Origin of the sequence: Algoriphagus vanfongensis DSM 17529, from assembly GCF_000429465.1 — a bacterium.
Lineage (GTDB): Bacteria > Bacteroidota > Bacteroidia > Cytophagales > Cyclobacteriaceae > Algoriphagus > Algoriphagus vanfongensis.
The window spans coordinates 15,708-41,526 of record NZ_AUBX01000016.1 but is presented as its reverse complement, the minus strand read 5'-3'; the positions used below and the strand labels follow the sequence as shown (position 1 = coordinate 41,526).

Below are 25,819 nucleotides of genomic sequence, written 5' to 3'. Positions count from 1 at the left end.
AAAAAAAGGTGGACAAAATCCACCTTTTTTATTAACCAAACAATCAACCAAATTAACCCTTACGAGTTGTCTTTAGGAGGCAGAAGAATCCTGCTCCTGAATTTTGTAAATGTTTACCTGAAGAGTCTCAGGATTTGTATCAGTATTCGTTCCGATTTGTGGAGTTGGTTTAGAATTTTCAAATCGGGCAGTTTGCTGAACCAAGTTGGATTCAGCTTTAGCTTTGAGGACAATGGTGAAAGCCATGGCTAATCCCAGTGCCGCACAGATGTTTTTTTGTGTGAAGATTGCAGTGTTCATGGCAAATACGAAGTTGGTTTGTTTTCGTATTTACCTATATGCCAAAAGTGACCCAATTTTGAAAAAGTGCCTTTTCTGTTCGTTTTGAGGCTTTTGCCAATTTTTCACTGTACGTCATCGTACACCTCTAAACCAACTGCGGACAAAAAACCGAACAATATTTGGTTGCGTGAAGGTTACAGAAAGCCTGAAAAAATTTTCATTCCCAATGGAAAAGGCAAAAAAGAAGGGGAATCATAGATCCCCCTCAATTATTCTTAATCCTATCGGCGTTTTTTACAAAAGCTCATTTGCCAAATTGGCCAATTCTGAGCGTTCTCCTTTTTCAAGCTTGATATGAGCATAAAGTGGATGGTCTTTGACCCGATCGATCAAATAAGACAGGCCATTTGACTGAGAATCCAAATAAGGCGTATCGATCTGATGCACATCACCGGTAAATACGATTTTGGTATTTTCTCCAGCCCTCGAGATAATCGTCTTGATCTCATGAGGAGTGAGGTTTTGAGCCTCATCCACGATAAAGAAAATATTGGAAAGAGATCGACCTCTGATATATGCCAAGGGTTGAATCACCAATTTTTCCTGATTGACGAGTTCGGTGATCTTCTGAAATTCCTTGTCTGTTTCTTTGTATTGGTTTTGGATAAATTTCAAATTGTCCCAAAGCGGCTCCATGTAAGGATTGAGCTTGGACTTGATATCTCCGGGTAGGTATCCGATGTCCTTATTGGACAGCGGTACAATCGGACGTGCCAGGAAGATCTGCTTGTAGTCCCTTCGTTGCTCCAGAGCTCCAGCCAAAGCCAAAAGCGTCTTACCAGTACCTGCTACGCCTTGGATAGATACCAGTCTGATATTCGGGTTGGTGATGGCATGGAGAGCAAAGGTCTGCTCCGCATTCTTTGGCTTGATATTATAGGCCAGCCTTTTATCCACCCGCTCCATCGTGTTTGCTTCAGGATTGTAGTAGGAGAGCACAGAGTTTTTATCACTCTTGAGAATATAGTAGGCGTTCGCTTTGCGCTTTCGGGTACCCAACACAGCTTTTGCCTCAATATACCCTTGCTCATAGAGCTTATTGATCGCTTCCGGGTCCACATCTTCCATCACATATTTGCCCGTATTTTCGAGCTCGGTGATGTTCTTGATCTTTCCGGTTTCGTAGTCTTCTGCCAAAATATCCAGAGATTTGGCCTTCAGCCGCAAATTGATGTCTTTGGAAACCAGAATCACCTTGCGGTTCTTCTCATTCTCCTTGAGATAGAGTGCCGCATTGAGGATTTTGTGATCATTCTTCTCTTCCCCAAAAATCACGTTCGCATTCAGCTTATTTTCGGGGTTCATCAGCACCCGAAAATTCCCCTTGGTCTTCCCATTGAGCGGTGTCCACTCGTGGATCATGTGATCTTTGGAAAGCTTGTCCAGGAGCCGGATAAATTCCCGGGCTTCGAAGTTTTTGGTGTCATTGCCTTTTTTGAACTGATCGAGTTCTTCCAACACTGTGATCGGAATGACTACATCGTGTTCGGCAAAATTCATAATGGAATTGTGTGCGTAAAGGATCACGGATGTGTCCAGCACAAAGATTTTCCGATCTTTATCGGCTTTCGCTCTAGGCATGTGCAGGAGGGATATTAGTGGTAATAGGTTAGGATATAAGTTAGAAAAATATCCTCCAGAAAATCACGAATGAATAAAAAATTATGGTTAAGAAACGCAAACCCAACCCTAGAGCATTGACTTTCAATTTTTTAAATTTTAAGATTGAAAAATCGGAACTGGTGATTTGTCCAATCTTTCAATCTTCAAACTTTTAATCAAGCAAAGCAGCTATATCCTGCTGATCCAGACTCTTCATAAAGCTCTCTTCTGTCGAGATCAATTCTCCCGCCAAAGCCAACTTGCGATTTTGAAGAGCCATGATCTTTTCTTCCACCGAGCCTCGGCTGATGAATTTATAAATGATGACTTTATTCTCTTGTCCGATTCGGTGAGCCCGGTCTATTGCCTGAGCTTCGACAGCAGGATTCCACCAAGGATCCAATAGGAATACATATTCCGCCTTGGTCAGATTGAGGCCTACTCCGCCTGCTTTGAGGGAAATCAAAAAGACTTTCACATCGTCCTGCTCCTGGAATTTTTCCACTTGCCCCTGACGATCTTTGGTAGCTCCATCTAAATAGGAATAAGGAATGTCCTGGTTGTCCAGGTATTCTTTGACAATAGCCAAATGCCGCACAAACTGACTAAATACCAAGACCTTGTGCCCCTCAGAAATCGTGGACTGCAACATATAGGTGATGTCCTCGAGTTTGCCAGACTCTCCTTGATAATCTTCCTTGACTAGCTTGGGGTGATTGGCGATCTGTCGGAGTTGCGTCAAGCCCCGTAGCAAAGTAAACTGCTGGGAACCTCTGCCACCGAAAGGATTGTCTCCAATAATCTTTTCCCGATAGTAGCTCTTCACTTCTTCGTATACCTTTTCCTGCTCTGGAGTCATAGCAGAATACTTCACATTGGTGATTTTTTCCGGGAGATCTGTAGCCACTTGCGACTTGAGGCGACGTAGGATAAATGGCTTGATCATCGAATGCAGCTTTGCAGCTTTATCCTTGTCATTCTGTTTTTCGATCGGCTGAAGAAATTGCGATTTGAACGAATTTTGACCTCCCAGAAGCCCCGGATTGACAAAGTTCATCTGAGACCAAAGATCCATCGTTCCATTCTCCACAGGAGTACCTGTCAAGATCAGCTTTTGCTTACTTTTTAATTTATTGACTGCACTGGCGATATTAGAGCCGGGGTTTTTGATAGCCTGAGATTCATCTAGGATGATGTAATTGAAATAAAAATCCTTCAAAATATTCACATCCAGACGAGTGATCCCATAGGAAGTCAAAACCAAGTCATAGTCTCTGAACTTCCATGGATCTTTGATCCGTTGGGTGCCTGTATAGACCAAGATTTTTAGCTCAGGGGTAAATTTCCTCGCCTCGAGTTCCCAATTGTAAATGAGGGAAGTAGGCATGACGAGAAGTGAGCAGAAACCTGGATTTTCCTGCTTTTCATGTGCCAAAAGAGCCAATGTCTGCACCGTCTTACCGAGACCCATGTCATCGGCCAGACAGCCCCCAAATCTGAATTCATTGAGAAATCGAAGCCAGTTGTAACCTGCTTTTTGGTACGGTCTCAAAGTGCCGTCAAAATATTCCGGCAATTCGTAATCATCAATCGATTCAAAATCCCGGAGTTTTTCAAGCTTTCTGCTCAGTGTCAATTGCACCAGATTGCCTTCTTCCAGTTGTTTTGCCAAAGCCAGATGATGCTTCCGCATGATGATGGAGTCCTGTGTGCTCCCCTCTTCCATAAATGAAAACAACTCCGAATAATTGACAAACCATGAAGCTGGAATCACCGCAATTTCTCCATTGGGAAGCTCGAATTCTGTCTTCCCTTTCATGATCATTCTTCTGATCTTGGCAAATGGGACTAGGTAAATTCCAAATTTGATCTGTGCTTTGACATCAAACCAGTCAATATTTTCATTGACCTCAATCTCGATCTGAGCACGACCTATATGATACAGTTTCCCTGCGGTATTTTTTTGCTGGATGATCTTGATTTTCTTCTCCTCTAAGATCTCCTCATTTTCTCCGATCCACTCAAATGCTCTCGTTTTGGGAAGACTTACCTTGCCGTCTCTGACAGCTAGCCCCAAGTCATTGAGTAATTTCCCAAACGACTTTTCCTTTTGCAGGCTGCGAATGGTTTTTTTGAACACAAATTCCCCTCCACGCTCCACCAGCGACACTGAATTGCCCGCAGAGCTATCATTGCCTTTTTCTACCGGAAAATCTGAGTCTCCATACTGAAACCTGAGCTCGAAAACGATCTTATCCTCTTCCAGCTGTTCGCCTTCCTTGCCAAATAAATCATTGCCTTGATTTCCTGGAAGCTCATGGATTTTGAGTAGCACTTCCGGTCTTCCCCGGTCCACACTGATTTCAAATCCTCTCGCATCCACATCATATTGAGTAAGCAGTGGAGCCATAAACTTCCTAAAGTAAGTCGGCTCCATTTTCTTATCGATGACTATGAATTTCTTATTCAGGAATGGCACCAGCTTTTTACCGTCCAATTCCCCTTCGAAATGAAATAATTGCTCATTGACAATCAACCACGCAGGATCCTTACAGATCAGGTAGCCACCTTTGTATTGCCATTCCAGTTTTTCCCCTTCAAACTTTATAGTAGGCCAATAGTGGGTGTTTTCTGGGTTTTTATGAAAATGGAAAAGAACAGTTGCTTTGGTCGCATTGATAGTGATCTCCCTCCAAGTAGGATTGCCGTCACTTCCCATTTCAAAAAGCCGCTTGCCGACAAGCAAGGGCAAAATCTTAGAACGCTGAATTTCAAGTCTCGCCTCGAGCAGCGTTTGGATTGATTTATCCTCTGTCTTCGGATCAAAGATCTTTTGAAGAAAATCCTTGGGACGGATGTTTTTCTTTTTAGGTATAAATGATTTGATCACCTCCTCTGGCTGCATCGCATCCATCAGTTTGATCAATTGATAATCGCCTGTATCCAGCCCTGCATCAAATTCCTTGGCATTGGCAGAACTGATATTCTGGAAAGCATACGAAAGCCTTCCTTTATCATCCAACTGTACTACGAAGGACTCGAATAGTAAACCTAGATACTCATGATTAAAAATCGAATAAACAATCTGATAGGGTTTTTCCGCGTCTACAATCATATTTCCAAATGCTCAAATTGCTTCTTCCAAAGGGTGATTGGAGGAAGCAAAACCGGTACGAAATTGTGATTTTTATAAATATATAGCCCGTAAATTAAGAAAAATACCAAGTGGGACAGCGAACAACCCGCATTTTTTATAAAAATGACATAAAAAACCCTGTATTTTAGGATAAATACAGGGTCAAATATCACTTCTCTAATTCTACCTTTTCCTTGATTTCAGGTTCCTCTGATTTCTCAGGAAAAAACCTTCCCTGAAAAATCAAGATGATCGCTACGCCAACGAAGATGGCTGCATCCGCAATATTAAAAATCGGCCAAAGTGCAGTGTATTGACCGCCCCACAATGGAAGCCATTCCGGCAAATAACCTTCCCAGATATCAAAATAGAACATATCTACGACCTGGCCATGGAACCATGGAGTCGATGCATCATAAGGCGCATTGTTCAGCCAGACTCCATAAAATATAGAATCTATCAAATTGCCTATCGCCCCTCCCAGGATCATCGCAATACACACTACATAGAGTGGATGATTTTTCTTTTGAATGATATAATAGAGATAATAACCGATCCCTACCATCGCCACCAAGCGAAAGGTAGTCAGAATCAATTTCCCATATTCCGAGCCCAATTCCATCCCAAAAGCCATCCCGGGATTGGTGGTGTAATGGAGTTTAAACCAATCACCGAAAATCGGAATCTGACCCGGCGTCCCAAAGTCCATCTGAAAGTGAACCAACATTTTGACTGCCTGGTCAATTGCAATTACCAATATCGCAATCCCGAAATATTTTAGGTATTTATTCATTGTTATCTATTCTGCAATCAGGCTTTGTCCACCACGACTGCAATCTCAAAATCATCCATGTCCAGAACTGTCCCACTGGCGGCATCTGCGGAAAGCTCCAAGCTCAGGGCCTGCGTTTCAGACTGAATATAGTCTCCAAAAGACTGGATCGCATTAGTCACCAATACATTCCCTTCCGCTACTTGGATCCTGATCTTATCCTGCACTTCCAGCCCCATGTCTTTTCTAAGGTTCTGGATTCTATTGACCAAATCACGAGCCACACCTTCCTGCTTCAACTCATCCGTCAAAGTCACATCCAGGGCCACAGTCACTCCTGCATCTGAAGCTACTGACCAACCCGGAATGTCCTGAGAAGAGATCAATACCTCTTCTAGTAGCAGTTCAATCGTTTCTCCCTCTACATCCACGGGGAATTTGCCTTCTCTTTCGATTTGGGCGATTTCATCCTGGCCCCAAGATTTGATAGCAGCTACGACAAATCTCATCTTCGGTCCTAGTTTTTTACCCAAAACAGGAAGATTAGGTTTTACATCTTTTACCAAAATCCCAGAAGCATCATCGATATATTCGATGGCTTTGATATTCACCTCGGTCTTGATCAAGTCCTCAACATGCTCAATCTGAGCCTGAACCTTCTTGCTCAAGACAGGAATCAGGATTCTTTGAAGCGGCTGGCGAACTTTCAACTTTTCTTTCTTTCTCAAGGAGTGAACCAAAGAAGAAATCGTCTGTGCCAAATCCATACTTGCTTCCAGATCGCTATTGATCAATGCTTGATCAGCAACAACCCAATCCGTCAAGTGAACGGACTCTTCTCCTCCAGCACCGGTCTCTGTCAAGTTTTTGTACAACCAATCGGAATAGAATGGAGCAAAAGATGACATCAATTGTGTCAGGGTCAACAAGCATTCATATAAAGTCTCGTAAGCGGCCTGCTTGTCAGCGTTCATATCACCTCTCCAGAATCTCTTTCTGGCCAATCTCACATACCAATTGGACAATTGATCCACGGTAAAGTTCATGATGGCACGAGTAGCTCGAGTCGCATCATAATTATCCATGGCTTCCTCCACCTCAGAGATCAAAGACTGAAGTTTGGAGATGATCCACTGATCCAATTCTGCTCTTTGCGCCACTGGAACTGCCTTAGACTTGTCATAGACAAAAGCATCCAGATTTGCATAAAGCGCAAAGAAGTTATAAGTATTCTGAAGGGTGCCAAAGAAGCGTCTCTGCACCTCTGTCACGCCATCCAGGTTGAATTTCAAATTATCCCAAGGATTTGCATTGCTAAGCATGTACCATCTCAAGGCATCTGGACCATATTCTTTCAAAGTCTTGAAAGGATCCACCGCATTGCCTAATCGCTTGGACATTTTGTTGCCGTTTTTGTCCAAAACAAGGCCATTCGCGATCACGTTCTTGAAAGCTACACTATCAAAAAGCATCCCTGCGATAGCATGAAGAGTAAAGAACCAACCACGTGTCTGATCTACCCCTTCAGCGATGTAATCAGCAGGATAGTTCGCCTTGAATACATCTTCGTTCTCGAATGGATAATGCCATTGTGCGTACGGCATGGCACCGGAATCAAACCAAACGTCAATCAAGTCTGGCTCACGGAACATCTTCTCTCCTTTGTCGGAAATCAAAACGACGTCATCCACATAGGGTCTATGCAAATCCAACTCTTTGCCTTCGTATGGAGATTTCTCCATAAATCCAGCAGCGATGGATTTTTCGATTTCAGCGTTCAATTCAGCGATCGAACCGATACATTTCTCTTCAGTTCCATCACTTGTTCTCCAGATAGGAAGTGGGGTTCCCCAGAATCTTGAACGGCTCAAGTTCCAGTCCACCAAGTTTTCCAACCAGTTTCCGAAACGACCAGTACCGGTTGCTTCTGGCTTCCAGTTGATGGTTTTGTTCAATTCCACCAATCTGTCTTTGTAAGCAGTGGTTTTGATAAACCAGCTTTCCAAAGGATAGTAAAGTACCGGCTTGTCAGTTCTCCAGCAGTGTGGATAACTGTGCTCGTATTTCTCTACTTTGAAGGCTTTATTTTCATTTTTCAAGATGATAGAAATGATCACATCCGTGTTTTTGTAATCCGGAGCATTCTCATCATCCTCGGTATAATTTTTCACATAGAAATCAGAAGCACCATATTCTTTATGAGCTGTGATTCCATGTTCTTTCATTTTTGCAGCCAAATACTCACCGACTACAGGTAAGAATCTACCTTGCTTATCGACAACAGGAATATCATTACCCAAATCATCTTTGACAAATACACCTGGCACGTTGTTTTGAACCAAAGTTCTAAAGTCATCCGCACCAAAAGCCTTCGCTAAGTGAACGATACCAGTACCATCTTCTGTAGTCACATAATCTCCAGAAACGACAGTAAAAGCAGGATTAGGAAGTGCTAAAGCATCAATCGGAAACAATTGCTCGTATTCCCAGCCAAGCATATCCTTCCCTTTGAATTCGGAAATCACCTCGTAAGGGATCAGCTTATCTCCCGCCTTGTAATCTTCCACCTTGTGGTCTTTCGCCTTTGGATTCAGATAGGCAGCCATTCTGGCTTTTGCCAAAATCACGAATTCAGGCTCATGAGTATATGGATTGAAAGTTTTCACTTTCACATAGTCCAAGTTTTCACCTATCGCCAAAGCGGAGTTAGATGGCAAAGTCCAAGGAGTTGTCGTCCAGGCTAAGATGTAAGTGTTGTCTTCTCCTTTCAGTTTGAACTGAGCAGTGATGGAAGTATCCTTCACATCCTTGTAAGTGCCTGGTTGGTTCAGTTCGTGAGAAGACAAACCAGTACCTGCAGCTGGAGAATACGGTTGGATCGTGTAGCCTTTATAAAGGAGGTCCTTGTCGTACAGCTTCTGCAGCAAATTCCACAAGGTTTCAATGTACTTGCTATCGAAGGTGATGTAAGGATCGTCCAAATCCACCCAATAACCGATTTTCTCGGTCAGGTCATCCCATTCGTTTTTGAAGCGCATGACGGTTTCGCGGCACTTCTTGTTGTATTCTTCTACGGTGATTTTGGTACCGATATCCTCTTTGGTGATTCCCAGTTCTTTTTCCACTTGAAGCTCAACGGGAAGACCATGAGTATCCCAGCCTCCTTTTCGCTTCACTTGGAAACCTTTAAGAGTCTTATATCGACAAAAAATATCCTTCAGAGTACGAGCCATCACGTGGTGGATACCCGGAGTACCATTTGCCGAAGGAGGGCCCTCGAAAAAGGTAAAGGTCTCTGCACCATCACGGTTTGCAATTGACTTTTCGAAAATCTGATTTTCTTTCCAATACTGAAGAATAGACTCCCCGATGTGAGGATAGTCCACCTGCTTAAATTCCTGATACGTTTTCACAATTTCCTTTCTTGTGGAGATAAGGTGAAGAATGCGAAAGGCCAAATGCCATCCCGCTCAAAACAAGCCACAAAGATAGAAGAAATGCGCTTTGGGGGAAAGAAAAAACAAATGCCTTCTGGTTAATCCGAAATTCCGGCTCAGACATCCAATTTGTCGCCGTGATTTTTCTAAAATAAAAAGGGCTACCCCTCTAGAGAGTAGCCCCGTGAAAAAATGGAATCTTGGACAAACTTATTTACTTGTCATCTCTACGAAATTCTTAATCCCGGTATCAATCAAATCCTTCATAGATCCTGAAGCGGCATTGACATAGGCATCATGATCACATTCAGCAAAGTGGGAAGCTACTTTTTTCTGATCCCCTGATGTCATTACCAATTGCGTATAGCCGGTTTTGGAAAACATTTCAGACTGAGCTTGTGTCACTTCTTTGATTTTTTTGTCTGCAAAAACGCCTTCAAAAGAAACTGCCTTTTTTGGCTCAACTTTAGCATGGAACAAAGGATTACTTCCGATATCCAATCCAGAAACAAATCTTACCTGAGAAAGCAAATTAGCTCCTCCACCACCAATGGATCTATTGTTCTCACTAGGATCTACAATTGGATCAATTCTATAGTCAATTTTAGCTTTTACAGAAGTGGTTTTGGTCCATTGGGAAGCGTCCGCATCCAAATTGACGAAAGGAAACACAAAATTGACATCGGCAACATAGACATTCTCTATAGCTTTGGACATTTTTGGAGTAGGGTCTGTCAAGTTAAATCCGAACTTCTCTTTCCCACTGTTAGAGACCTTTTTCACCAAGTAATCAAAGCCCTCCGGGGTGACCATTACAAATCCCTGTGCCTGTGCATCGGATGAGGCTCCTCCATTTACCAATGTCCAATCAGAGAAATACTCAAATTTTTGTACATCTCCCGCTGTAATAATCTCAAAACCCTGACTGGTCAGCTGGCTTACAAAATCAGCATAAGCATCATTGATCATTTTTTGGAAATCATCTACATCGACGCCTGAAATTTGAACTCCTAAACTTGTAGAAGTACCAGAGGTGAAAGTGGTTCTATCGGCTCTTTCTTTTTTAGATCCGGAAACTGAAGCAGAGGCTTCTTCATAAACCTCAAAAAGTGCTTTGAAACTCTTTACAAAAACTTTCTTCGGAGCTTTGGAATGCTGATTTTTCTTGTTGTAGCTGGTGACCTTTATGTCTTTTTCTGTGAGAACCGTACCTGGCATGACCTCTACAAACACAAGGAGGAAAATTAACAGTAGACTTTTCATAATTTTAGAATGGTTAGGTTCCCAAAATTGGCGGGAATCCCACTCCTAAAAAATGAGGCATTTGTCGTATTTTGATCCTAATCTCAGGAAATCGCTTACCAAAACAGCCGATTACAAAACAAACTGACGCAATAGTCCAAAAAAAAGCCGGAGAGTCTTCTTCTCCGGCCGTCGTTATTTTTTATTTCAAGGCTTCCGCTGTAGTCTTGCAATGTAAAACCCATCAAATCCGCTCTCTTGAGCCAGAACTTTCTGATCTTCTATCAGCTCGAAATCTTGACCTACTTCGGAAGCCAAAAATTTCTCAACTTGATTTTGATTCTCCGAAGGAAGAATACTACAAGTAGCATAGACCATCTGACCTCCTTTTTTCACCATAGAAGAGTAGGACTGGATGATTTCCTGCTGTGTTTTTTGCACGTCGGCGATAGACTCAGGACTTAGCTTCCACTTCGTATCGGGATTCCTTCTCAAAACTCCCAAACCGGAACAAGGCACGTCCAGAAGTAATCTATCCGCAGATTCTTTCAATCTTTTAATCGTTTTGGAACCTTCGATGACTTTTCGCTCGATGATAGAGACACCGTCTCTTCTGGCTCTCAACTTAGTCTGCTGAAGCTTCCACTCCTCTACATCCATGGAAAGAATCTTTCCTTTATTCTCCATCAATGCTGCCAAGTGAAGAGATTTACCTCCTGCTCCGGCACAAGCATCGATCACGCGCATCCCCGGCTCTACTGCCAAAGCTGCCGCTACCAATTGAGAGGATGCATCCTGCACTTCAAAAAGCCCTTCTTTGAAGGCTGCGTTTCTGAATACATTTTGTCTTTCTTCCAAGATCAATGCATCAGGATAACCTTTAACAATGTAGGTTTTGATTCCATCTTCAGCCAATTGATTGCGTAATCGCTCCCGAGTGGTTTTCAATGTATTGACACGCAAAACAACTTCAGCTTCCTCATTCAGGCTATGAATCTCTTGCTCCCACTTGTCTCCCAGTTCCTTCTTGCCCATCTCATGCAGCCAGTCGGGGATGGATTCCAAAAGGGCCGGATTATCCAGTTTTTCGTATTTGGCCTTGATCCTTTCCGGATTGATTCCTGAAAATTCCTCCCAAGGGGGCAAGACATTTCCCTGCATCAGCCAATAGGTACCAAACAAATCCCAGTAGCTTTCCGAAGGGCTCAAATGATTGATCAGCCTCCACCAGCGCACCATTTCATAGGTGGTCTCAGCGATGAAAGAGCGATCTCGTGCTCCCCATTTAGGATTGGACTTGAGCGTGCGCTCGATGACTTTGTCGGCATATTGACCTTCCTGAAAGATCGCTTCCAAGGCAGCGTGTACGCCCCGTATGGTATTGTTGTGTAGTTTCATCCGAAAGAAATTCTGCACAAAGGTAGTTTTTCTTTCCGAGTCTTTTGATTTGCAAGGCTAAAAGGGTAGAAAAAGCAAGGAAATTCTGACTCCTTCTCGCGTGACTGCCGAGCCAAAATCATAGCGATCTCCATAATAATTGCTGATAGCCATGTACTCATAGTTTGGATACGGGAGATAGGCATCAGTAGCTCCCATGATGTACTCATCGTCAAAAAGGACGCTTTGTTTTCTAAACTCAAGAAAATTAGCTCTGACTCCTAGCTTCATCCAAGACTTCAACTCATAGGCAAAAGCCAAATCAAGCCCAAATCGCCAATTGCTTTCCTCAAAGCCAAAGCGATAGGGTCCGGGATAATAGGAAAGGCAATTCAGACAGGGGTAGTACCAGGAACTAGAATAATTGGGATAAACTTCAAAGTTTCCATTCTCCGACTTTTCCCTGAGTCCGTAAAAGTTGAAATTTAAGGACGTTTTCTTGCCCAATGCCAGGCTTTTCTGCACAAAAGCGCCAAATCCAAAAAACTCATTCGTCATGCCAATAGGATACTGCACCTGCGTGTAGTCGACTACAGGGTAAAACCCCGAATCATCAGGAGTGTCGGAATAAATGGCTCTCAAGCCGATCAATTCCTCTTGCTGCAAGTCATAAGATTGATAATTTCCCATCAGCCCTAGACTCCATCCTTTTCCGATTCCTAGCCCCAAATAGGGCCTGATGCTTCCAAATCTTTCTTTTTCAGCAGTAAGGTTTCCAGTATTGTCAAGAGATTTTTCCCAGTAGGTTCCATCCAACTCTATCCAGAGCTTCCCTTTTTCCTGAGAAAAAAGCAACAAGGGCAGGGTCAAAAAGAACAAAAGTAAAAGTGATTTTTTCATAGTGCTTGCTTTGGTTTTACTTTTACGTCCCTATCCCTCATTTCGCTACACATGATCAATTACAATTCTTTGCTTCAGCAGTGGGCTACAGAGCTGAAAATCTATGAGTTTCAAGAAGCTCAACATATAGTTTCATGGCTGTTTGAACATCATTTGGGACTGAAACCGATGGAAAGGATCAATCTCGTGGATGAGCAGAACCTTCCGCCACAGTTGTTTTCAGATTTTGAGAAGCTTAAGACGGGTGAACCTATCCAATATGTATTGGGAAAAGGCCCTTTTTACGGTCGCGAATTTGTGGTCAATCCCAGTACGCTGATCCCAAGAAATGAAACCGAGGAGCTAGTACACTTGATCATCAAAGAAAACTCTCAAAGCCAGCTAAGGATTCTCGATGTCGGCACAGGTACGGGATGTATTCCAATTTCACTTTTTCTGGAAATGGATCGTGCGGAAGTGTATGGCATAGACATCTCGACCCAAGCTTTGGAAGTCGCCCAGCACAATGCAACTATTCATCAAGCTCGGGTGAAATGGCTCGAGTGTGATATCTTAACTAATTCGATTCCGGTCCTCGATTTGGATATTTTGGTGAGCAATCCACCGTACATTCCAGAAAAAGGCAAAGCTCTGATGCATCACAATGTTGTGGATTTCGAGCCCGGATTGGCACTTTTTGTTCCGGATGAAGACCCGCTTATATTTTATAGAGAGATCGCCCAAAAAGGCCTCCAAGCATTAAAGGAAAATGGAAAAATCTATTTTGAGATCCATGAAGAATATGGACATCAAGTTTTGGCCCTGCTTCAGCAACTCGGCTACTCCCAAACTCAGCTAATCCAAGACCTTAATGGTAAAGATCGGATGGTAAAAGGGGTTCAAAAAAATGAACCAAAGAGCAGATGATTTTTTATTGAAAATGTGGGACTTTAGGTATTCAGGATTTGAAATCCTGAACTTATATCTCCGAATTTGAAATCTAAGTCAAAAGTACGTACTTTGTAATTACATTCTAAGAGATCATGGAAACAACTATCATTAAAATAGGAAATTCAAAGGGACTTCGTTTAAGCAAGACCATTTTGGAGAAATACAACATTCAGGACAAGATTGAACTTATTCTCGAAGAGGAGCAAATCATTCTCAAACCCATCACTAAACCAAGGCAAAATTGGGAAAAGGAGTTTAAGAAAATGAATGAAAAAGGGGATGATCAATTGATGATAGATGATGTGTTTGAGGATGAAAATCTGGAAGAATGGAATTAAAACAATACTCCATTGTCCTTGTGAACCTTGATCCCACGATAGGAAGTGAAATCAAAAAGACCAGACCTTGTGTAATCATTTCACCCAATGAAATGAATAAATATCTGAATGCTATTGTGCTCGCTCCCATGACTACTAACCTAAGGAAATATCCAACTAGAGTTCCCGTAAATCACAACGGGAAAAGAGGGATGGTCGCTATGGATCAAATCAGGACTGTGGACAAAAGTAGAATCATTAAAATTTTTGAAACCTTATCTCCCCCCCAAATCGATGCTTGTAAAGCCGTGATCAAGGAAACTTTTGTGGATTGAAATTTTCAAACTTTTAGCATGCATTTTAAATCAAGCTTAAGAGCACGTTTGGTATAAAAAAATTTTAATTGTTAGAACACCCAATTTCAGCATTCATTTTTGTAACTATCGGAACCATTTTGTTCATATCTGTTGTGGAGCAACAATCTAGCACCTCAGACACCACAAAATTTAAGGGATATGTGGGGGCCATATGTTTTATAATTATTGGCAGTATTTTGTTACTGAAATATTCTTTAATACTGACTGGTTTGACATTATTTATGTGTTCTATTGGAGTTCTTATTTATGGAAAATTCACAAAACAAATTGGCATCGAAAGCCAATTCCATAAACCCGAACTTTTAATCTTTTCAATACTTGTATTAATATTTTCAGTGATATTGATTGTACTAGCTGTTCAAGATTTTTAATTTGATTGTTTATTACTAGAGATTAAAAATTCAGCTATTCAGGATTTGAATTCCGGGCTTAGGAATGTAAACTAAAAATCTTAAGATCAAACTTCGAGATTGCAAATCTCGAAGAGCCTTGAATGCTACCCCTATTCACCCCCCAATAGCAATCATACTTCGATTATCGGAATGAAGATTGGGGTCGGAAAGTTTTTCCAAGTTATCCATACCGGCACGAACGGCCTTTTTCTTAAAAATAGATTCCAAAATCAGCTTTTCCACATCTTCTCCTGCTCTTAAAGCAGTCAACAAATCTGTTTCCTGATTGGAGAATAGACAGTTTTTGATTCGACCATTGGCAGTCAAGCGGATTCTATTACAGGTTCCACAGAAGGGATTGGTCACGGAAGAAATAATCCCAAAGTCTCCATGAAAGCCTTTGATTTTAAATTTGCGGGCAGTCAGATTATCCTCATCCGGAAGGGAAATTAAGTTCTCTGAGCCATACTCTGAACCCACCGCTCCCAGGATCTCTTTCTCAGAAACCAGCTTGGATCTATCCCACCTGTTCCCGTCAAATGGCATAAACTCAATAAAGCGAGCTGAAATAGGAAGATCCTTCGTAAAGTCAACAAAATCCACGATCTCATCATGGTTGACTCCTTTCATCAAGACGATATTCAATTTGACATCAAATCCAGCTTGGATAAAGAGATCCAGATTATCCATGGTTTTCTGATACCCTGATCTTCTAGTAATTTCCTTAAATCGCTCTTCTTTCAAAGTATCTAGGCTGAAATTGACTTTCTTCAATCCATATTTTTGAAAAATCGGAAGGAATCGATCTGCCAAAACCCCATTAGTAGTGATAGACAAATCCACACCCAAGCCGGAAAGATTCGCTAAAATATCCTCAAAATCCTTTCGTAATAGTGGTTCTCCTCCCGTCAATCGGATTTTCTTTACCCCCATATCCACGAAGGTCTGAGCCAAACTTCCAATCTCATCCGCACTCATCAAAAACTTGGAAGGAGTCAAGGGAATCCCCTCTTCCGGCATGCAATACTGGCAACGCAGATTGCATTTCTCAATCAGAGATATCCTGAGATAGTCGTGTTTCCTCCCAAATTGATCTTTGAGCACCTGATGATTTTCAGTCTGTTGCTTCATGCTGGGCTCCTTTTAAGATTCTAAATACATGCAGCAAATTCGGGAATACCGCATCCATGGATTCTTTGGCTCCGTTCGTTGAGCCTGGCAATGCCAAAATCAGGCTGTCTCCGATAGTGCCTGCGACAGATCTTGAAAGCATGGCATAAGGCATGATTTTTTGACCATAGCTTCGGATCGCTTCTTCGATTCCTGGTATTCTTCTTTCCAGCAAAGGCTCCAAAGCCTCTGGAGTCACATCCCGCATAGATAGACCCGTCCCGCCAGTGAAAATCACCAGCTGATTGGAATCGATCAGTCCCAAGGCCTTTTGGCGAATAAGATCCAATTCATCTGGAATAATCTCATAAGAAGAAACCTCCACATCCATGGATTTCAACTTGTCCACAATCGCCTTCCCTGCTGTATCTTCTTTGATTCCTTTGGAAACAGAGTCCGAGCAAACCACCACAGCGGCTTGAATGCTTTTTGGGTTTTGATTTTTGAAACTGCTCTTTCCTCCTTTTTTCTCCACCAAACCCACTTCACGGATGACAATTCCTTTATCAATCGGCTTAAGCATATCATACATGGTCAAAGCAATCACGGATGCTCCATGCATGGCTTCTACCTCGACACCAGTTTTGTAAACAGTCTTAACCGTAATGAAAATATGGATCTCCAAACCTTGGATATCATATTCTACAGCGGTGTATTCGATAGGAAGTGGATGGCAATCCGGAATGGTAATATGAGTGTTTTTCACTGCAAAAAGCCCCGCCACTTTTGCCATCTCGAAAACATTCCCTTTGGGAACCTGATTTTCGACCACAGCAGTGATGGTTTCAGGCTTACTGACCTGAACAATTGCCTTTGCCTTTGCAACTCGAAGAGTCGTTATTTTATGCGTAATATCTACCATTTCAAATTCTTAACACCTTTTCTCCAATCTCTCCTCTTTCAGCTTTCTCACTTCATACTTCTAATTTCCTCACTGATCACTGCGACTGATCACTGTTAACTATTTACCTTCCACTGACTTTCTTCATTTTCGAAAATCTCCTTTCCAAAAATGGGAACTTCAGTTTTTACCTGATTGACAAGCCACTCGGTAGCCTCATAAACTTGCTTCCTTCTGGGCGCAGAAACGAAGACAAAAATGCAAACACCACCCACTGCTACATTTCCCAAGCTGTGGTAAATATGCAGACAGGTCAAATCAAACTTTTCGAAAGCAGCTTCACGGATTTCATGGGCTTTTTCAAGCGCCATTTCCTCATAAGCTGTGAATTCTATCGCGCTAACTTTTTTTCCATCGACCTCATCCGCTCGCACCTGGCCCAAGAAAATATTATGGGCTCCAATGCTATGCTTAGATTGATGTTTGGCAATCGAATCAGCTATAAATTCAGAAGGAATCGCTCCTTCAAGAAAGATTTTCTTCATGATTTTGTAAATATTCTAAATCCTTGGCTCCTCCACTCATCAAGCTTAAGTTCTGAAAACCTTTTTCGAAAAGCAATTTTGCAGCTCTTCTGGCTCTCATTCCTGATTGACAAAAAACCAAGATGGATTGTCCGGGCTCTAAGCTCTCCCAGTTTTGGTCTAGCTTTGAAAGAGGAATCTGAATATAGTTTTCGTGTATGATTTCTGGCGCCTCTCCAAATTCTCTTACATCTAGCAGTATTTTCTGACTTTGAAGCACTTCCTCAGCAGTCAGCAATTCAAAATCAGGTTCAATTTCAGGCTTTTTGGGAGCTTCCACCTTACTAAATTCAAATACTTGCTGCTCATTTCGAAGCAAATCATACAAAAGCAGTTTGCCAGAAAGTACTTCGCCTATTTCTAACAAAATTTTGATGGCCTCATTAGCTTGAATCATCCCGATCAAACCAACAGTCGTACCCATCACTCCCGCTTCCTCACAGTTCGGGACTTTTTGGTCATTCTCCGGGAAAATATCCCGATAGGTCGGACCTCCTTGATAATTGAAAACAGAAACTTGTCCTTGGAACTGATAAATCGAACCATAGATAAATGGTTTGTCCAGAGCCACACAGGTATCATTGATGGTATAGCGTACAAAGAAATTGTCCGTGGCGTCGATGATCAAATCATAGCCTGAGATGATTTCAGACGCATTTTTCTGAGTCAAATACTCCTCAAAAACCTGGATTTTAATGTTCGGATTGTTTTGTTGAAGGATGGCTGCCGACTCTTTGGCCTTACTATTTCCTATCTTGTCTGAAGCATATAGAACCTGTCTATGCAGATTACTCTCCTCAATCCAATCCCCATCGACAATACCGACTTCACCGATTCCCGCAGCCACCAAATAAGGCAAAACTGCACAACCCAAACCACCGGCACCTATGACCAGCACTTTGCTTGTTAGGAGCTTTTCCTGCCCCGCATTCCCAACTTGCGGAAGGGTGATTTGTCGTAGGTATCGCTCCATTTATCCTCCGGAAAAAGGTGGCAAAAAGGCAATCTCATCACCTTCTTTCAATTGTAGGTCAGCAGGATTGCTAACCAGTTTTTTATTCACAGCTATCTGATAGGAGAGGTCCCCAAGCTTGTATTTGGATGAAATTTCACTCAAGATTTCTGAAAATGGCTTTTCGGTCAAAGCTACTTCCTCTGCCTCTTTGGAGGTAGCTTCGGCAATCATTCCAAAATATTTAACCTGAATCATGATTTCTGATTTTTACTCAATTTACGAAAGGAATAGTATTGAGATTTTGGAAAATAAACTCATCCTCCAAATTGAAGTCCAAACCTTCCCTGATTTTTTTGGAAGCCAAGTGAACTACATCTCCTATCACTAGGATGGCAGGAGCGCCAATTCCATTCTTTCTTATCAATTCCTCGATATTGCTTATAGTTCCCACGATTTCCTGCTGCGTTTCCAAAGTACCATTCTGAATCACTGCTATCGCCAATTCTTCTCTTCCCAGATCACGGTAAATTTTGGTAATCTCAGCTATCTTCCCCAATCCCATCAAAATCACTACCGTGGCAGTGCTTTGAGCCGCCAAAGCAATATCATTGGAAAGTTCGCCTGCTGAAGTCGTCCCCGTGATCACCCAAAAACTCTCTGAAACTCCTCTGGAAGTGACCGGGATACCGATGGAAGCCGGAACGGCAATGCTAGATGAGATTCCGGGAATTACTTCTGTTTCGATTCCGAAGCTTTCGATATACTGCTGTTCTTCTTTTCCTCTTCCAAAAACAAAAGGATCTCCTCCTTTCAAACGTACCACATGGCCAGATTTGAATGCTTTAGATACTATCAACTCATTGATCTGCTCTTGAGAAAGATAATGCGTTCCTTTTCGCTTGCCCACAAAGATTTTCTCGGCAAGTGGGGCGTAGTCCAAAATCGTATCGTTGGACAAAGCATCATACAAGATCACATCTGCGCTTCGGATGGCTTTGACAGCTTTCAGAGTGAGCAATTCGGGATCTCCCGGACCTGCCCCCACCAAAGTCACCTTTGGGCTTTTTGTTTTTAATGTTTTCATGGCTAATAGGTTTGTAAGGTCAGTTTTTCCAATTCTTTTAATGAATTGACATTGGCGAGATAGTTTTGATTTTCGGGGTCAATCCTCAGTTTTTTTGGGAAAAAGGAATTCACTACATCGCACAATTTCAAGCGATTTTTTAGAACTGCTTTTTCAAATTCTGTTTCCAGACTTTTATGGTAAATCGCTATCAAGGGATAATCATGAATCCCATCTGAATAAAGCACAATGGGACTTTCATTTTCTTTTGCAGCTGCTATCAGATCCAGTAGAAAACTGCTTTGAATAGCTGGAATATCACAACTTAAAATCAGATTCCATTCGCTTTTGGAATGATGCAAGGCTGAATAAATTCCGGAAACCGGTCCCTTATTCTCATAACTATCCGCTACCATCGGCAGCTGAAAGCTTTGATATTTTTCATTTTGGGTGACCAAAAAGATCTCCCCGGTTACCGGTGCAATCGCTTCCAAAATCCAAGTCAGAAAGCTTTTTCCTTTCCATGCAACCAATCCTTTCTCCTGTCCCATTCTGGAACTTTTCCCTCCACAGAGGATATAGGCCGCTATTTCGGACTTGAGTCTCATTTCTATAAACTGAAAGGAATATACATTACCTCGTCTCCATCTCGTATCTCCTTCACATCATTGGGCACAAATAGGAAGGCATTGCTCATAGTAAATGACACTAACATGCTGGAGGCTTGCTTTGGATAAATTTCGAGTACACCACCTGATTCTTTGCACTGAAGGAATAGGGATTTCTCAAAGACATTGCTGTAGTCTCCCTTGAGTTTTCCTTTTTTGAGACCGATCTCTATTTGAGAAGTGCCGTTCATTTTACGAATGGCTGCCAAAGCATAAATCAGAAAACAGGTCAAGGAAGAAGCCGGATTTCCCGGCAGAGCAAAGACCAATGTTTCCCCTTTTTTCCCAAACCAAAGTGGCTTTCCGGGTTTCTGGTTGACTTTGTAAAACTTCTCTTCTACGCCGTTTTTTTCTAAGGATTCTTTGACAAAGTCGTAATCCCCAACGGAAATCCCGCCGGATATCAGCAACACATCTGATTGAAGCCCTTCTCTAATCGCCTCAAAGGTAGATTCTCGGTCATCTCTGACATGGGCATCAAATACCAACGCTACGTTTTCACTTCCCAAAGCAGCCTGTAACATACTTCGGTTGCTTTCATACACAGCACCGGGCTTCAGAAGCGTTCCGGGCTCCTGAAGCTCATTCCCGGTAACTAGAATGGCAATTTTGGGTTTACGAATGACTAAAACCTCTGCCAATCCAAGCCCAGCCAAAAAGCCAATCACTGCGGCATTGATCAGGGTACCTTTCTGTAGCACCATGTCTCCCTGCTTGATCTGCTCCCCGATTGGTCGGACATTCGTGCCTGGATTGGGTATTTTCACTAATTTAATTTGATCTCCCTGTCTCTCGACATGTTCCTGCATGATCACCGTATCCGCCTGGTCAGGTACTCTGGACCCGGTGAAAATTCGGATAGCGTCTGTTTCTTTGAGAGGAAAATCTACATTATCTCCTGCTTTACTTTCTCCGATCACATGTAGGCTTTCCCCGAATCCATGACGAAAAGCATAGCCATCCATTGCCGACTGACGAAAAGGAGGCAAGGAAATCGGCGCTTCAATGTCTTCTGCGAGGACCATTCCGACACTTTCCCGCAAAGGCACCAGAACTGAACCCAGTGGTTCGCTGTGCTGATCGATGATGGAAAGGGCTTCGAAAACAGAAATCATATCAAGATTTATTGAAATTCTAAATTAGATATTTTTAAGTATTTATACTTAGTTAAATAAGTATTTTTTCATTTTTGAGTTGACTTCCATCGGGCATTGTATAGTCAGACTCAAAAGTTAAGCATAAAAAAACCTGAAATCTTACGGAATTCAGGCTTTCACTATTTTCAGCTTTTATACTTAAGCTTTCAGAATTTAACTTTTACCAACTTCCTCCGGCTCCACCGCCTCCGAAGCTACCGCCTCCAAAGCCGCCGAAACCTCCGCCGCCACCTCCGAAGGATCCTCCTCCACTGGAAAAGTCGCCAAACTTGCCTCGGCCACCGCCTCCCAGCAAATTGGCCAGCATAATGGTGGTCAAAAGGTCAACACCTCCACCACGTCCTCCCATGTGGTTGTCATTGTCGTTTCGGTTTTTCAACAAAGGCAAGATGACAAACAAGAAGATAAACAAAAGGAAAATAAAGATAGCTCCTCCGCTGTTTCCTTTGGACTCGATATCTTCTGCCTTGTATTCGCCAGAAGCCAGCTTGATGATCATATCAGTCGCCTGATCCAGACCTTGATAGTAGGCTTCCATTTTGAAGCTGGGCACGATCAAATTGTCCACGATCCGATTTGCCAGAGCATCCGGAACTGCCCCTTCCATCCCATAGCCTGTCGCGATAAATACCTTCCGGTCTTCCATCGCTGCTAGGATCAGTATTCCGTTGTCATTCTCTCCGCCTCCGATACCCCAAAGATCTCCTAGGCGAAAAGCATAGTCAGAGATATCATATTGACCGATGGAGCGGATCAGCACCACAGCGATTTGCGTAGATGTGCTATCATTGTAGGCTACCAATTTTTGCTCCAGCCTAGCTACTTCATCACTGCTTAGAGACTGTGTAAAGTCATTGACCAATCGGGGTGGATTGGGTGCTGGCGGAAAATCCTGCGCAAGCAGCTGACTGCTTACTAGAAAAAGGAATACAATTAAGGAAAGGATCTTATGATCCGAATGAAATTTCATCTGGTAACTCATTTTCGTCTGCTTCTCCCTGATAGGGAAAATGTGTGGAAAGGGCCTCTCCGGCTTGATGTATTCCATCAATCAGACCTTGGGTGAATTTTCCCTCTTTGAAAAGGGAAGTCATGTGGTTTTTGATTTTTTCCCAGAAATCCTCAGGCACCACCCGATTGATCCCCGCATCTCCCAAAATGGCAAACTTGTGATCTTGGACTGCCAGATAAAACAAGACTCCGTTTCGGTCTTTGGTCTGGTACATTTTTAGAGTTTCAAAAACCTCTGCAGCTCGATCCAATACCTCGCCTTTGCAGTGATTTTCGATATGTACCTGGATTTCGCCAGAAGTAGTGACTTCGGCAGTCTTGATCGCATCGACGATTTGACCTTTTTCTGCCGAAGTGAATAATTTCTCAGCCATAGTTTTAGAATTGGACTGAAGGGGCATTTTCAGCTCCTTCAGAAGCTTGGAAAGTACCTTTGGTTTCGAAGCCATACCAACCTGCAAACAGATTATTTGGGAAAGTTCGCAATTGGGTATTGTAGGCTACTACCTCCTGATTGAAATTTCGTCTTGCCACAGCGATTCTGTTTTCGGTACCTTCTAATTGAGCTTGAAGATCGAGGAAGTTTTGGTTGGCTTTGAGATCAGGATATCTCTCTACAGTCACCAAAAGTCGGCTCAAGGCTCCTGACAATTGATCTTGTGCCTGCTGAAACTGCTCGATATTTTCCGGTGTCAAATTCGTAGGATCAATGCTCATCGAAGTAGCTTTGGATCTTGCCTCAATCACCCCAGTCAAAGTCTCTTGCTCAAAATCGGCATATCCCTTCACGGTGTTTACCAAATTGGGGATCAAGTCTGCTCTTCGCTGATACTGGGTTTCCACCTCGGCCCACTGCCCGTTGACTTGCTCTTCAGACTGCACAAAAGTATTGTAAGTGCCGACCGCTTTGGTATAAATAAAAATACCCACTACGGCTAAAATCAAAATCGGGATTAAGAATTTTTTCATTGTATTAAAATTGGTTTTCTAAAGGATAATGGACGAAAGGCAACTGAAATAGTTTTCCGGACATTTGAAATTCAAAAATAGGCATTTTTTAAGAAGCCCGGTCAAATTTGCTTTTCGAGAAGAATCCGATAAGTAAAGTCTTCGTATTGAGTCAATTCCTCATCGAAATACCTCCTCACCTCCAGCTCGACGACTGTACCTTCTTCTGAACGGAATAGTTTGGCTATATCTGAAAGCTCCCAGATCAAAATAGGAATTTTGTTGATACTCAAGACCTCATCGTACTGCTGGATGCCCACAAAGGCAGCTGGTGAACCCTTGCGGATACTAGCCACATAAAACCGCTTATCCTCGGTTGGGATTTTCCGCAGATTCAGCCCGCTCATGTCGTATTCGAAAGGAGTGTAAAAGCCATCTCCCTTCCGGATCATCGCCCGACCTCTGGGGTAATCGAGAATCAAACGGGTTTTGCCCAAGACCTCCGCACCCAGGCTTCCCATACGCCCGGACTCCTTGATGATGTAAGAAAATGCCGTCTCTTCTGGATAGGATGTGAGAACTTCATCCAGTTTCAATCCACCAATTTTCATCCATTTGACCCGACCGATATAGCCATAAAGGATCCCTCCCAGACTTTGCCCAAGTTCGGCCTCTATAAATCGGGGAGGCATCTTGATCTCCTCACTCGTCTCACGATTGAGCAGAAGTCCATGATTGGCTCCCGTGTCGATGAGCAATTTGGAGTCGAGCGTGGAACCATCCTTCTGCCTGACTTTGGCCCGGATGTAGGGTTTGTTTTGGTCGATGGTCATCTCGAGTTTTTTGTAAAACGGAGGCCTCCACTTCAACGCATCAGGTCTGTAAAATTCGATTCGTTCCTCATCGTAGTTGATTTTGACAGGGTTAAATTTGAAAAACTCATACCCCAAAATCCCATAAATAGGCACTCCGACTACCGACTCCAATTCCAAGAAATCCTCTTCCAATACCAACAAGCTTTGATTGATGCCCTCGATCGGGCCGAGATCAAGATGATTGACAGGGGAGACCGAAGCCATGATTTCCTCCGATCCATCCGCCCCCATCAGATTAAGTTTGCGGGTGTACTCCAGTCCCAAAGCATCTCCCAGATCTTTGCTAAAAAGAATATTGGAACGCACTCCAGTGTCCACCAAAAAATTGATCGGATAGTTGTCATTGATAGAAACCGGAATGATGATCAGACTATTAGAAGCATAAAATGGAAGAATCACTTTTTTGGATTCTTCCTTCATAAAAAAGCCGGGAACCTGCCCCTCCACCAAATACGGAGATAGCCAAAAAAGCAAAAAGATACTGATCCAATGTCTTTTCAACATGCACAACAGGGTCGGGTGAAGTTCTTTAAGATACAGTTTTTTTCAGAATCTTTTCACTTCACACAAAGCTTGCTTTGACAGGCAAAGCAGAAATTTATTTGGAGTTTGACTTAATTAGATTGAAATCAAATTAGCTTGGATTTCCACATCTAGTTTGACAAAAAATACAGAATGAAGCATCTTTATTTTTTGAACAAAATCCAAAATGGCAGACAAGGCTCTTATAGAAAAAGCAAAGAAGATTTTCGAAAACTTCCTTTCCAAACAGGGAAGCAGAAAGACTCCTGAGCGTTTTTCGGTGATTGATGAGCTCTACTCACTCCCAGAGGATGAGCATATGGATGTAGAGGGGCTTTTTCTTAGCATGAGAAACAAGGGCTACACCATCAGTCGTGCGACGATATACAATACTCTCGACCTATTGGTAGAGAGTGGTCTGGCCGTCAAGCATCAGTTCAAAGACAAGGTGGCACTTTATGAGCAGGCCCTGACCTACAAGCATCACGACCATCATGTCTGCAATCAATGTCGTAAAATCAGGGAGTTTTCGGATCCAAAAATCAACGAGATCAAGGATCTAATCGGACAAAATTTCCAGTCCTCTATAACTTCTCATTCTTTGGTGCTCTATGGTGACTGCCAAATCGAAAACTGCGAAAACCTGACGATAATCTAAGCTTTGCCGAATAGCCTTTGGTAAACGGGCTTTCTAGCCGCAAACTGCATCCACATCAGAGGATATAGTAGGTAATCCATCCAGATAAAGGGAGTTTTGAATTGGATGTCATCCACAATCAGACTCTGCTGATCCCGCTGGATTACGCGATGTGTGTGCTTCCACTCTTTTAGAAAAAAAGGAAGTTCCTTGCCCTGATCAACGAAGAAAAACTCACTTTCATCAGTCCTATCCTCACTGATGAGACTGGTCCATTTCTGCTTAAAAAACAAAAAATCAAGGTGTAATGAGACCACGTCTCCAGTTCTTGAACCATCAAATCGCAGCAATTTCACTCTGGGAAAGGGAGGATTGAGTTGCTCAAAAAGGTGGCGATCGAAACCACTTTTGACAGACAAAAAATCCATTTTTACGCGAGTCTCTAGCTTTAGATTCATAGAATTAGCGGCAGATCAGCCGGAAGGGTGAAGTGGTGGATTAATCCAACGCCTATGAAAACAATCGATTTGAGGAAATGTTTCAGACTAAGCTCGGCGTCAGATT

Annotated in this window: 25 protein-coding genes; 4 read left to right on the top strand and 21 right to left on the bottom strand. The window is 42.6% G+C overall.

The genetic code is table 11. The features are described from left to right. Positions 1-72: 72 nt before the first annotated feature. From G460_RS0115590 to G460_RS0115550, 8 genes are all read right to left on the bottom strand, one after another. On the bottom strand, positions 73-300 hold the full coding sequence (locus G460_RS0115590; protein WP_026956238.1) for a hypothetical protein: 228 nt from the start codon (positions 298-300) through the stop codon (positions 73-75). A gap of 276 nt (positions 301-576) precedes the next feature. Next, positions 577-1,923, bottom strand: coding sequence for a PhoH family protein (locus G460_RS0115580; RefSeq protein ID WP_026956237.1), 1,347 nt, complete (start codon positions 1,921-1,923; stop codon positions 577-579). Between the two features lie 193 nt (positions 1,924-2,116). Beyond that, entirely contained in the window at positions 2,117-5,059 is a 2,943-nt protein-coding gene (locus G460_RS0115575) for a DEAD/DEAH box helicase (RefSeq protein ID WP_026956236.1), read from the bottom strand. A 190-nt stretch (positions 5,060-5,249) separates the two neighbouring features. Beyond that, the gene (locus G460_RS0115570) at positions 5,250-5,873 is read right to left on the bottom strand and encodes a lipoprotein signal peptidase (RefSeq protein WP_026956235.1); all 624 of its coding nucleotides are present in this window, start codon (positions 5,871-5,873) and stop codon (positions 5,250-5,252) included. A gap of 17 nt (positions 5,874-5,890) precedes the next feature. Then, on the bottom strand, positions 5,891-9,265 hold the full coding sequence (gene ileS / locus G460_RS0115565; protein WP_026956234.1) for an isoleucine--tRNA ligase: 3,375 nt from the start codon (positions 9,263-9,265) through the stop codon (positions 5,891-5,893). 234 nt (positions 9,266-9,499) lie between these two features. After that, complete coding sequence (locus tag G460_RS0115560) at positions 9,500-10,552, bottom strand: hypothetical protein (RefSeq protein WP_026956233.1); 1,053 nt, start codon at positions 10,550-10,552, stop codon at positions 9,500-9,502. Between the two features lie 186 nt (positions 10,553-10,738). Next, positions 10,739-11,929, bottom strand: coding sequence for an RsmB/NOP family class I SAM-dependent RNA methyltransferase (locus tag G460_RS0115555; protein ID WP_026956232.1), 1,191 nt, complete (start codon positions 11,927-11,929; stop codon positions 10,739-10,741). A gap of 57 nt (positions 11,930-11,986) precedes the next feature. Next, on the bottom strand, positions 11,987-12,808 hold the full coding sequence (locus G460_RS0115550; RefSeq protein ID WP_157366944.1) for a hypothetical protein: 822 nt from the start codon (positions 12,806-12,808) through the stop codon (positions 11,987-11,989). A gap of 51 nt (positions 12,809-12,859) precedes the next feature. Here G460_RS0115550 and prmC point away from each other — a divergent pair, with 51 nt between their 5' ends. The 3 genes from prmC to G460_RS0115535 all read left to right on the top strand — a co-directional run bounded on the left by prmC (position 12,860) and on the right by G460_RS0115535 (position 14,390). Further along, positions 12,860-13,714 carry a peptide chain release factor N(5)-glutamine methyltransferase gene (gene prmC / locus G460_RS0115545; protein ID WP_035464541.1) on the top strand — a complete coding sequence of 285 codons (855 nt, stop codon included), beginning with the start codon at positions 12,860-12,862 and terminating at the stop codon, positions 13,712-13,714. A gap of 116 nt (positions 13,715-13,830) precedes the next feature. Further along, the gene (locus tag G460_RS0115540) at positions 13,831-14,076 is read left to right on the top strand and encodes an AbrB/MazE/SpoVT family DNA-binding domain-containing protein (RefSeq protein ID WP_026956229.1); all 246 of its coding nucleotides are present in this window, start codon (positions 13,831-13,833) and stop codon (positions 14,074-14,076) included. Beyond that, positions 14,067-14,390 (top strand): type II toxin-antitoxin system PemK/MazF family toxin, encoded by a 324-nt coding sequence (locus G460_RS0115535; RefSeq protein WP_026956228.1) that lies wholly within the window; start codon positions 14,067-14,069, stop codon positions 14,388-14,390. The genes G460_RS0115540 and G460_RS0115535 overlap by 10 nt, the downstream gene beginning before the upstream one ends. A gap of 548 nt (positions 14,391-14,938) precedes the next feature. Here G460_RS0115535 and moaA read toward each other — a convergent pair. The 12 genes from moaA to G460_RS0115465 form a co-directional block, all read right to left on the bottom strand. Next, entirely contained in the window at positions 14,939-15,955 is a 1,017-nt protein-coding gene (gene moaA, locus G460_RS0115525) for a GTP 3',8-cyclase MoaA (RefSeq protein WP_026956226.1), read from the bottom strand. Next, positions 15,939-16,856 carry a bifunctional molybdenum cofactor biosynthesis protein MoaC/MoaB gene (gene moaCB, locus G460_RS0115520; protein WP_026956225.1) on the bottom strand — a complete coding sequence of 306 codons (918 nt, stop codon included), beginning with the start codon at positions 16,854-16,856 and terminating at the stop codon, positions 15,939-15,941. Before moaCB ends, moaA begins: the two co-directional genes overlap by 17 nt. A gap of 95 nt (positions 16,857-16,951) precedes the next feature. After that, positions 16,952-17,380, bottom strand: coding sequence for a molybdenum cofactor biosynthesis protein MoaE (locus tag G460_RS0115515; RefSeq protein ID WP_026956224.1), 429 nt, complete (start codon positions 17,378-17,380; stop codon positions 16,952-16,954). Then, a complete protein-coding gene (locus G460_RS0115510) occupies positions 17,361-18,392 on the bottom strand; it encodes a HesA/MoeB/ThiF family protein (RefSeq protein ID WP_026956223.1) in 1,032 nt (343 codons plus the stop codon). The genes G460_RS0115515 and G460_RS0115510 overlap by 20 nt, the downstream gene beginning before the upstream one ends. Beyond that, positions 18,393-18,629: a MoaD/ThiS family protein gene (locus tag G460_RS0115505; RefSeq protein WP_026956222.1), complete on the bottom strand. Its 237-nt coding sequence runs from the start codon at positions 18,627-18,629 to the stop codon at positions 18,393-18,395. 16 nt (positions 18,630-18,645) lie between these two features. Continuing rightward, positions 18,646-19,458 carry a uroporphyrinogen-III C-methyltransferase gene (gene cobA / locus G460_RS0115500; RefSeq protein ID WP_026956221.1) on the bottom strand — a complete coding sequence of 271 codons (813 nt, stop codon included), beginning with the start codon at positions 19,456-19,458 and terminating at the stop codon, positions 18,646-18,648. A gap of 2 nt (positions 19,459-19,460) precedes the next feature. Further along, positions 19,461-20,045 (bottom strand): molybdenum cofactor guanylyltransferase, encoded by a 585-nt coding sequence (locus G460_RS0115495; RefSeq protein ID WP_026956220.1) that lies wholly within the window; start codon positions 20,043-20,045, stop codon positions 19,461-19,463. Between the two features lie 2 nt (positions 20,046-20,047). Further along, entirely contained in the window at positions 20,048-21,220 is a 1,173-nt protein-coding gene (locus G460_RS0115490) for a molybdopterin molybdotransferase MoeA (RefSeq protein ID WP_026956219.1), read from the bottom strand. 202 nt (positions 21,221-21,422) lie between these two features. Next, complete coding sequence (locus G460_RS0115485) at positions 21,423-22,232, bottom strand: TPM domain-containing protein (RefSeq protein ID WP_026956218.1); 810 nt, start codon at positions 22,230-22,232, stop codon at positions 21,423-21,425. Next, the gene (locus G460_RS0115480) at positions 22,210-22,647 is read right to left on the bottom strand and encodes a TPM domain-containing protein (RefSeq protein WP_026956217.1); all 438 of its coding nucleotides are present in this window, start codon (positions 22,645-22,647) and stop codon (positions 22,210-22,212) included. Before G460_RS0115480 ends, G460_RS0115485 begins: the two co-directional genes overlap by 23 nt. A gap of 4 nt (positions 22,648-22,651) precedes the next feature. Beyond that, the gene (locus tag G460_RS0115475) at positions 22,652-23,242 is read right to left on the bottom strand and encodes a LemA family protein (RefSeq protein ID WP_026956216.1); all 591 of its coding nucleotides are present in this window, start codon (positions 23,240-23,242) and stop codon (positions 22,652-22,654) included. Between the two features lie 101 nt (positions 23,243-23,343). After that, entirely contained in the window at positions 23,344-24,600 is a 1,257-nt protein-coding gene (locus tag G460_RS0115465) for a retropepsin-like aspartic protease (protein WP_035464537.1), read from the bottom strand. 205 nt (positions 24,601-24,805) lie between these two features. Here G460_RS0115465 and G460_RS0115455 point away from each other — a divergent pair, with 205 nt between their 5' ends. Further along, positions 24,806-25,276 carry a Fur family transcriptional regulator gene (locus G460_RS0115455; protein WP_026956214.1) on the top strand — a complete coding sequence of 157 codons (471 nt, stop codon included), beginning with the start codon at positions 24,806-24,808 and terminating at the stop codon, positions 25,274-25,276. Here G460_RS0115455 and G460_RS0115450 read toward each other — a convergent pair. Then, on the bottom strand, positions 25,273-25,713 hold the full coding sequence (locus tag G460_RS0115450) for an SRPBCC family protein (protein WP_026956213.1): 441 nt from the start codon (positions 25,711-25,713) through the stop codon (positions 25,273-25,275). The two genes, G460_RS0115455 and G460_RS0115450, sit on opposite strands and share 4 nt — an antisense overlap. Positions 25,714-25,819 lie beyond the last annotated feature (106 nt).

What these genes read in the sequence shown, in the direction of transcription:
- G460_RS0115590 (WP_026956238.1), bottom strand. Translation starts at nt 300, where the DNA reads ATGAACACTGCAATCTTCACACAAAAAAACATCTGTGCGGCACTGGGA.
- G460_RS0115580 (WP_026956237.1), bottom strand. Translation starts at nt 1,923, where the DNA reads ATGCCTAGAGCGAAAGCCGATAAAGATCGGAAAATCTTTGTGCTGGAC.
- G460_RS0115575 (WP_026956236.1), bottom strand. Translation starts at nt 5,059, where the DNA reads ATGATTGTAGACGCGGAAAAACCCTATCAGATTGTTTATTCGATTTTT.
- G460_RS0115570 (WP_026956235.1), bottom strand. Translation starts at nt 5,873, where the DNA reads ATGAATAAATACCTAAAATATTTCGGGATTGCGATATTGGTAATTGCA.
- G460_RS0115560 (WP_026956233.1), bottom strand. Translation starts at nt 10,552, where the DNA reads ATGAAAAGTCTACTGTTAATTTTCCTCCTTGTGTTTGTAGAGGTCATG.
- G460_RS0115555 (WP_026956232.1), bottom strand. Translation starts at nt 11,929, where the DNA reads ATGAAACTACACAACAATACCATACGGGGCGTACACGCTGCCTTGGAA.
- G460_RS0115550 (WP_157366944.1), bottom strand. Translation starts at nt 12,808, where the DNA reads ATGAAAAAATCACTTTTACTTTTGTTCTTTTTGACCCTGCCCTTGTTG.
- prmC (WP_035464541.1), top strand. Translation starts at nt 12,860, where the DNA reads ATGATCAATTACAATTCTTTGCTTCAGCAGTGGGCTACAGAGCTGAAA.
- G460_RS0115540 (WP_026956229.1), top strand. Translation starts at nt 13,831, where the DNA reads ATGGAAACAACTATCATTAAAATAGGAAATTCAAAGGGACTTCGTTTA.
- G460_RS0115535 (WP_026956228.1), top strand. Translation starts at nt 14,067, where the DNA reads ATGGAATTAAAACAATACTCCATTGTCCTTGTGAACCTTGATCCCACG.
- moaA (WP_026956226.1), bottom strand. Translation starts at nt 15,955, where the DNA reads ATGAAGCAACAGACTGAAAATCATCAGGTGCTCAAAGATCAATTTGGG.
- moaCB (WP_026956225.1), bottom strand. Translation starts at nt 16,856, where the DNA reads ATGGTAGATATTACGCATAAAATAACGACTCTTCGAGTTGCAAAGGCA.
- G460_RS0115515 (WP_026956224.1), bottom strand. Translation starts at nt 17,380, where the DNA reads ATGAAGAAAATCTTTCTTGAAGGAGCGATTCCTTCTGAATTTATAGCT.
- G460_RS0115510 (WP_026956223.1), bottom strand. Translation starts at nt 18,392, where the DNA reads ATGGAGCGATACCTACGACAAATCACCCTTCCGCAAGTTGGGAATGCG.
- G460_RS0115505 (WP_026956222.1), bottom strand. Translation starts at nt 18,629, where the DNA reads ATGATTCAGGTTAAATATTTTGGAATGATTGCCGAAGCTACCTCCAAA.
- cobA (WP_026956221.1), bottom strand. Translation starts at nt 19,458, where the DNA reads ATGAAAACATTAAAAACAAAAAGCCCAAAGGTGACTTTGGTGGGGGCA.
- G460_RS0115495 (WP_026956220.1), bottom strand. Translation starts at nt 20,045, where the DNA reads ATGAGACTCAAGTCCGAAATAGCGGCCTATATCCTCTGTGGAGGGAAA.
- G460_RS0115490 (WP_026956219.1), bottom strand. Translation starts at nt 21,220, where the DNA reads ATGATTTCTGTTTTCGAAGCCCTTTCCATCATCGATCAGCACAGCGAA.
- G460_RS0115485 (WP_026956218.1), bottom strand. Translation starts at nt 22,232, where the DNA reads ATGAAATTTCATTCGGATCATAAGATCCTTTCCTTAATTGTATTCCTT.
- G460_RS0115480 (WP_026956217.1), bottom strand. Translation starts at nt 22,647, where the DNA reads ATGGCTGAGAAATTATTCACTTCGGCAGAAAAAGGTCAAATCGTCGAT.
- G460_RS0115475 (WP_026956216.1), bottom strand. Translation starts at nt 23,242, where the DNA reads ATGAAAAAATTCTTAATCCCGATTTTGATTTTAGCCGTAGTGGGTATT.
- G460_RS0115465 (WP_035464537.1), bottom strand. Translation starts at nt 24,600, where the DNA reads ATGTTGAAAAGACATTGGATCAGTATCTTTTTGCTTTTTTGGCTATCT.
- G460_RS0115455 (WP_026956214.1), top strand. Translation starts at nt 24,806, where the DNA reads ATGGCAGACAAGGCTCTTATAGAAAAAGCAAAGAAGATTTTCGAAAAC.
- G460_RS0115450 (WP_026956213.1), bottom strand. Translation starts at nt 25,713, where the DNA reads ATGAATCTAAAGCTAGAGACTCGCGTAAAAATGGATTTTTTGTCTGTC.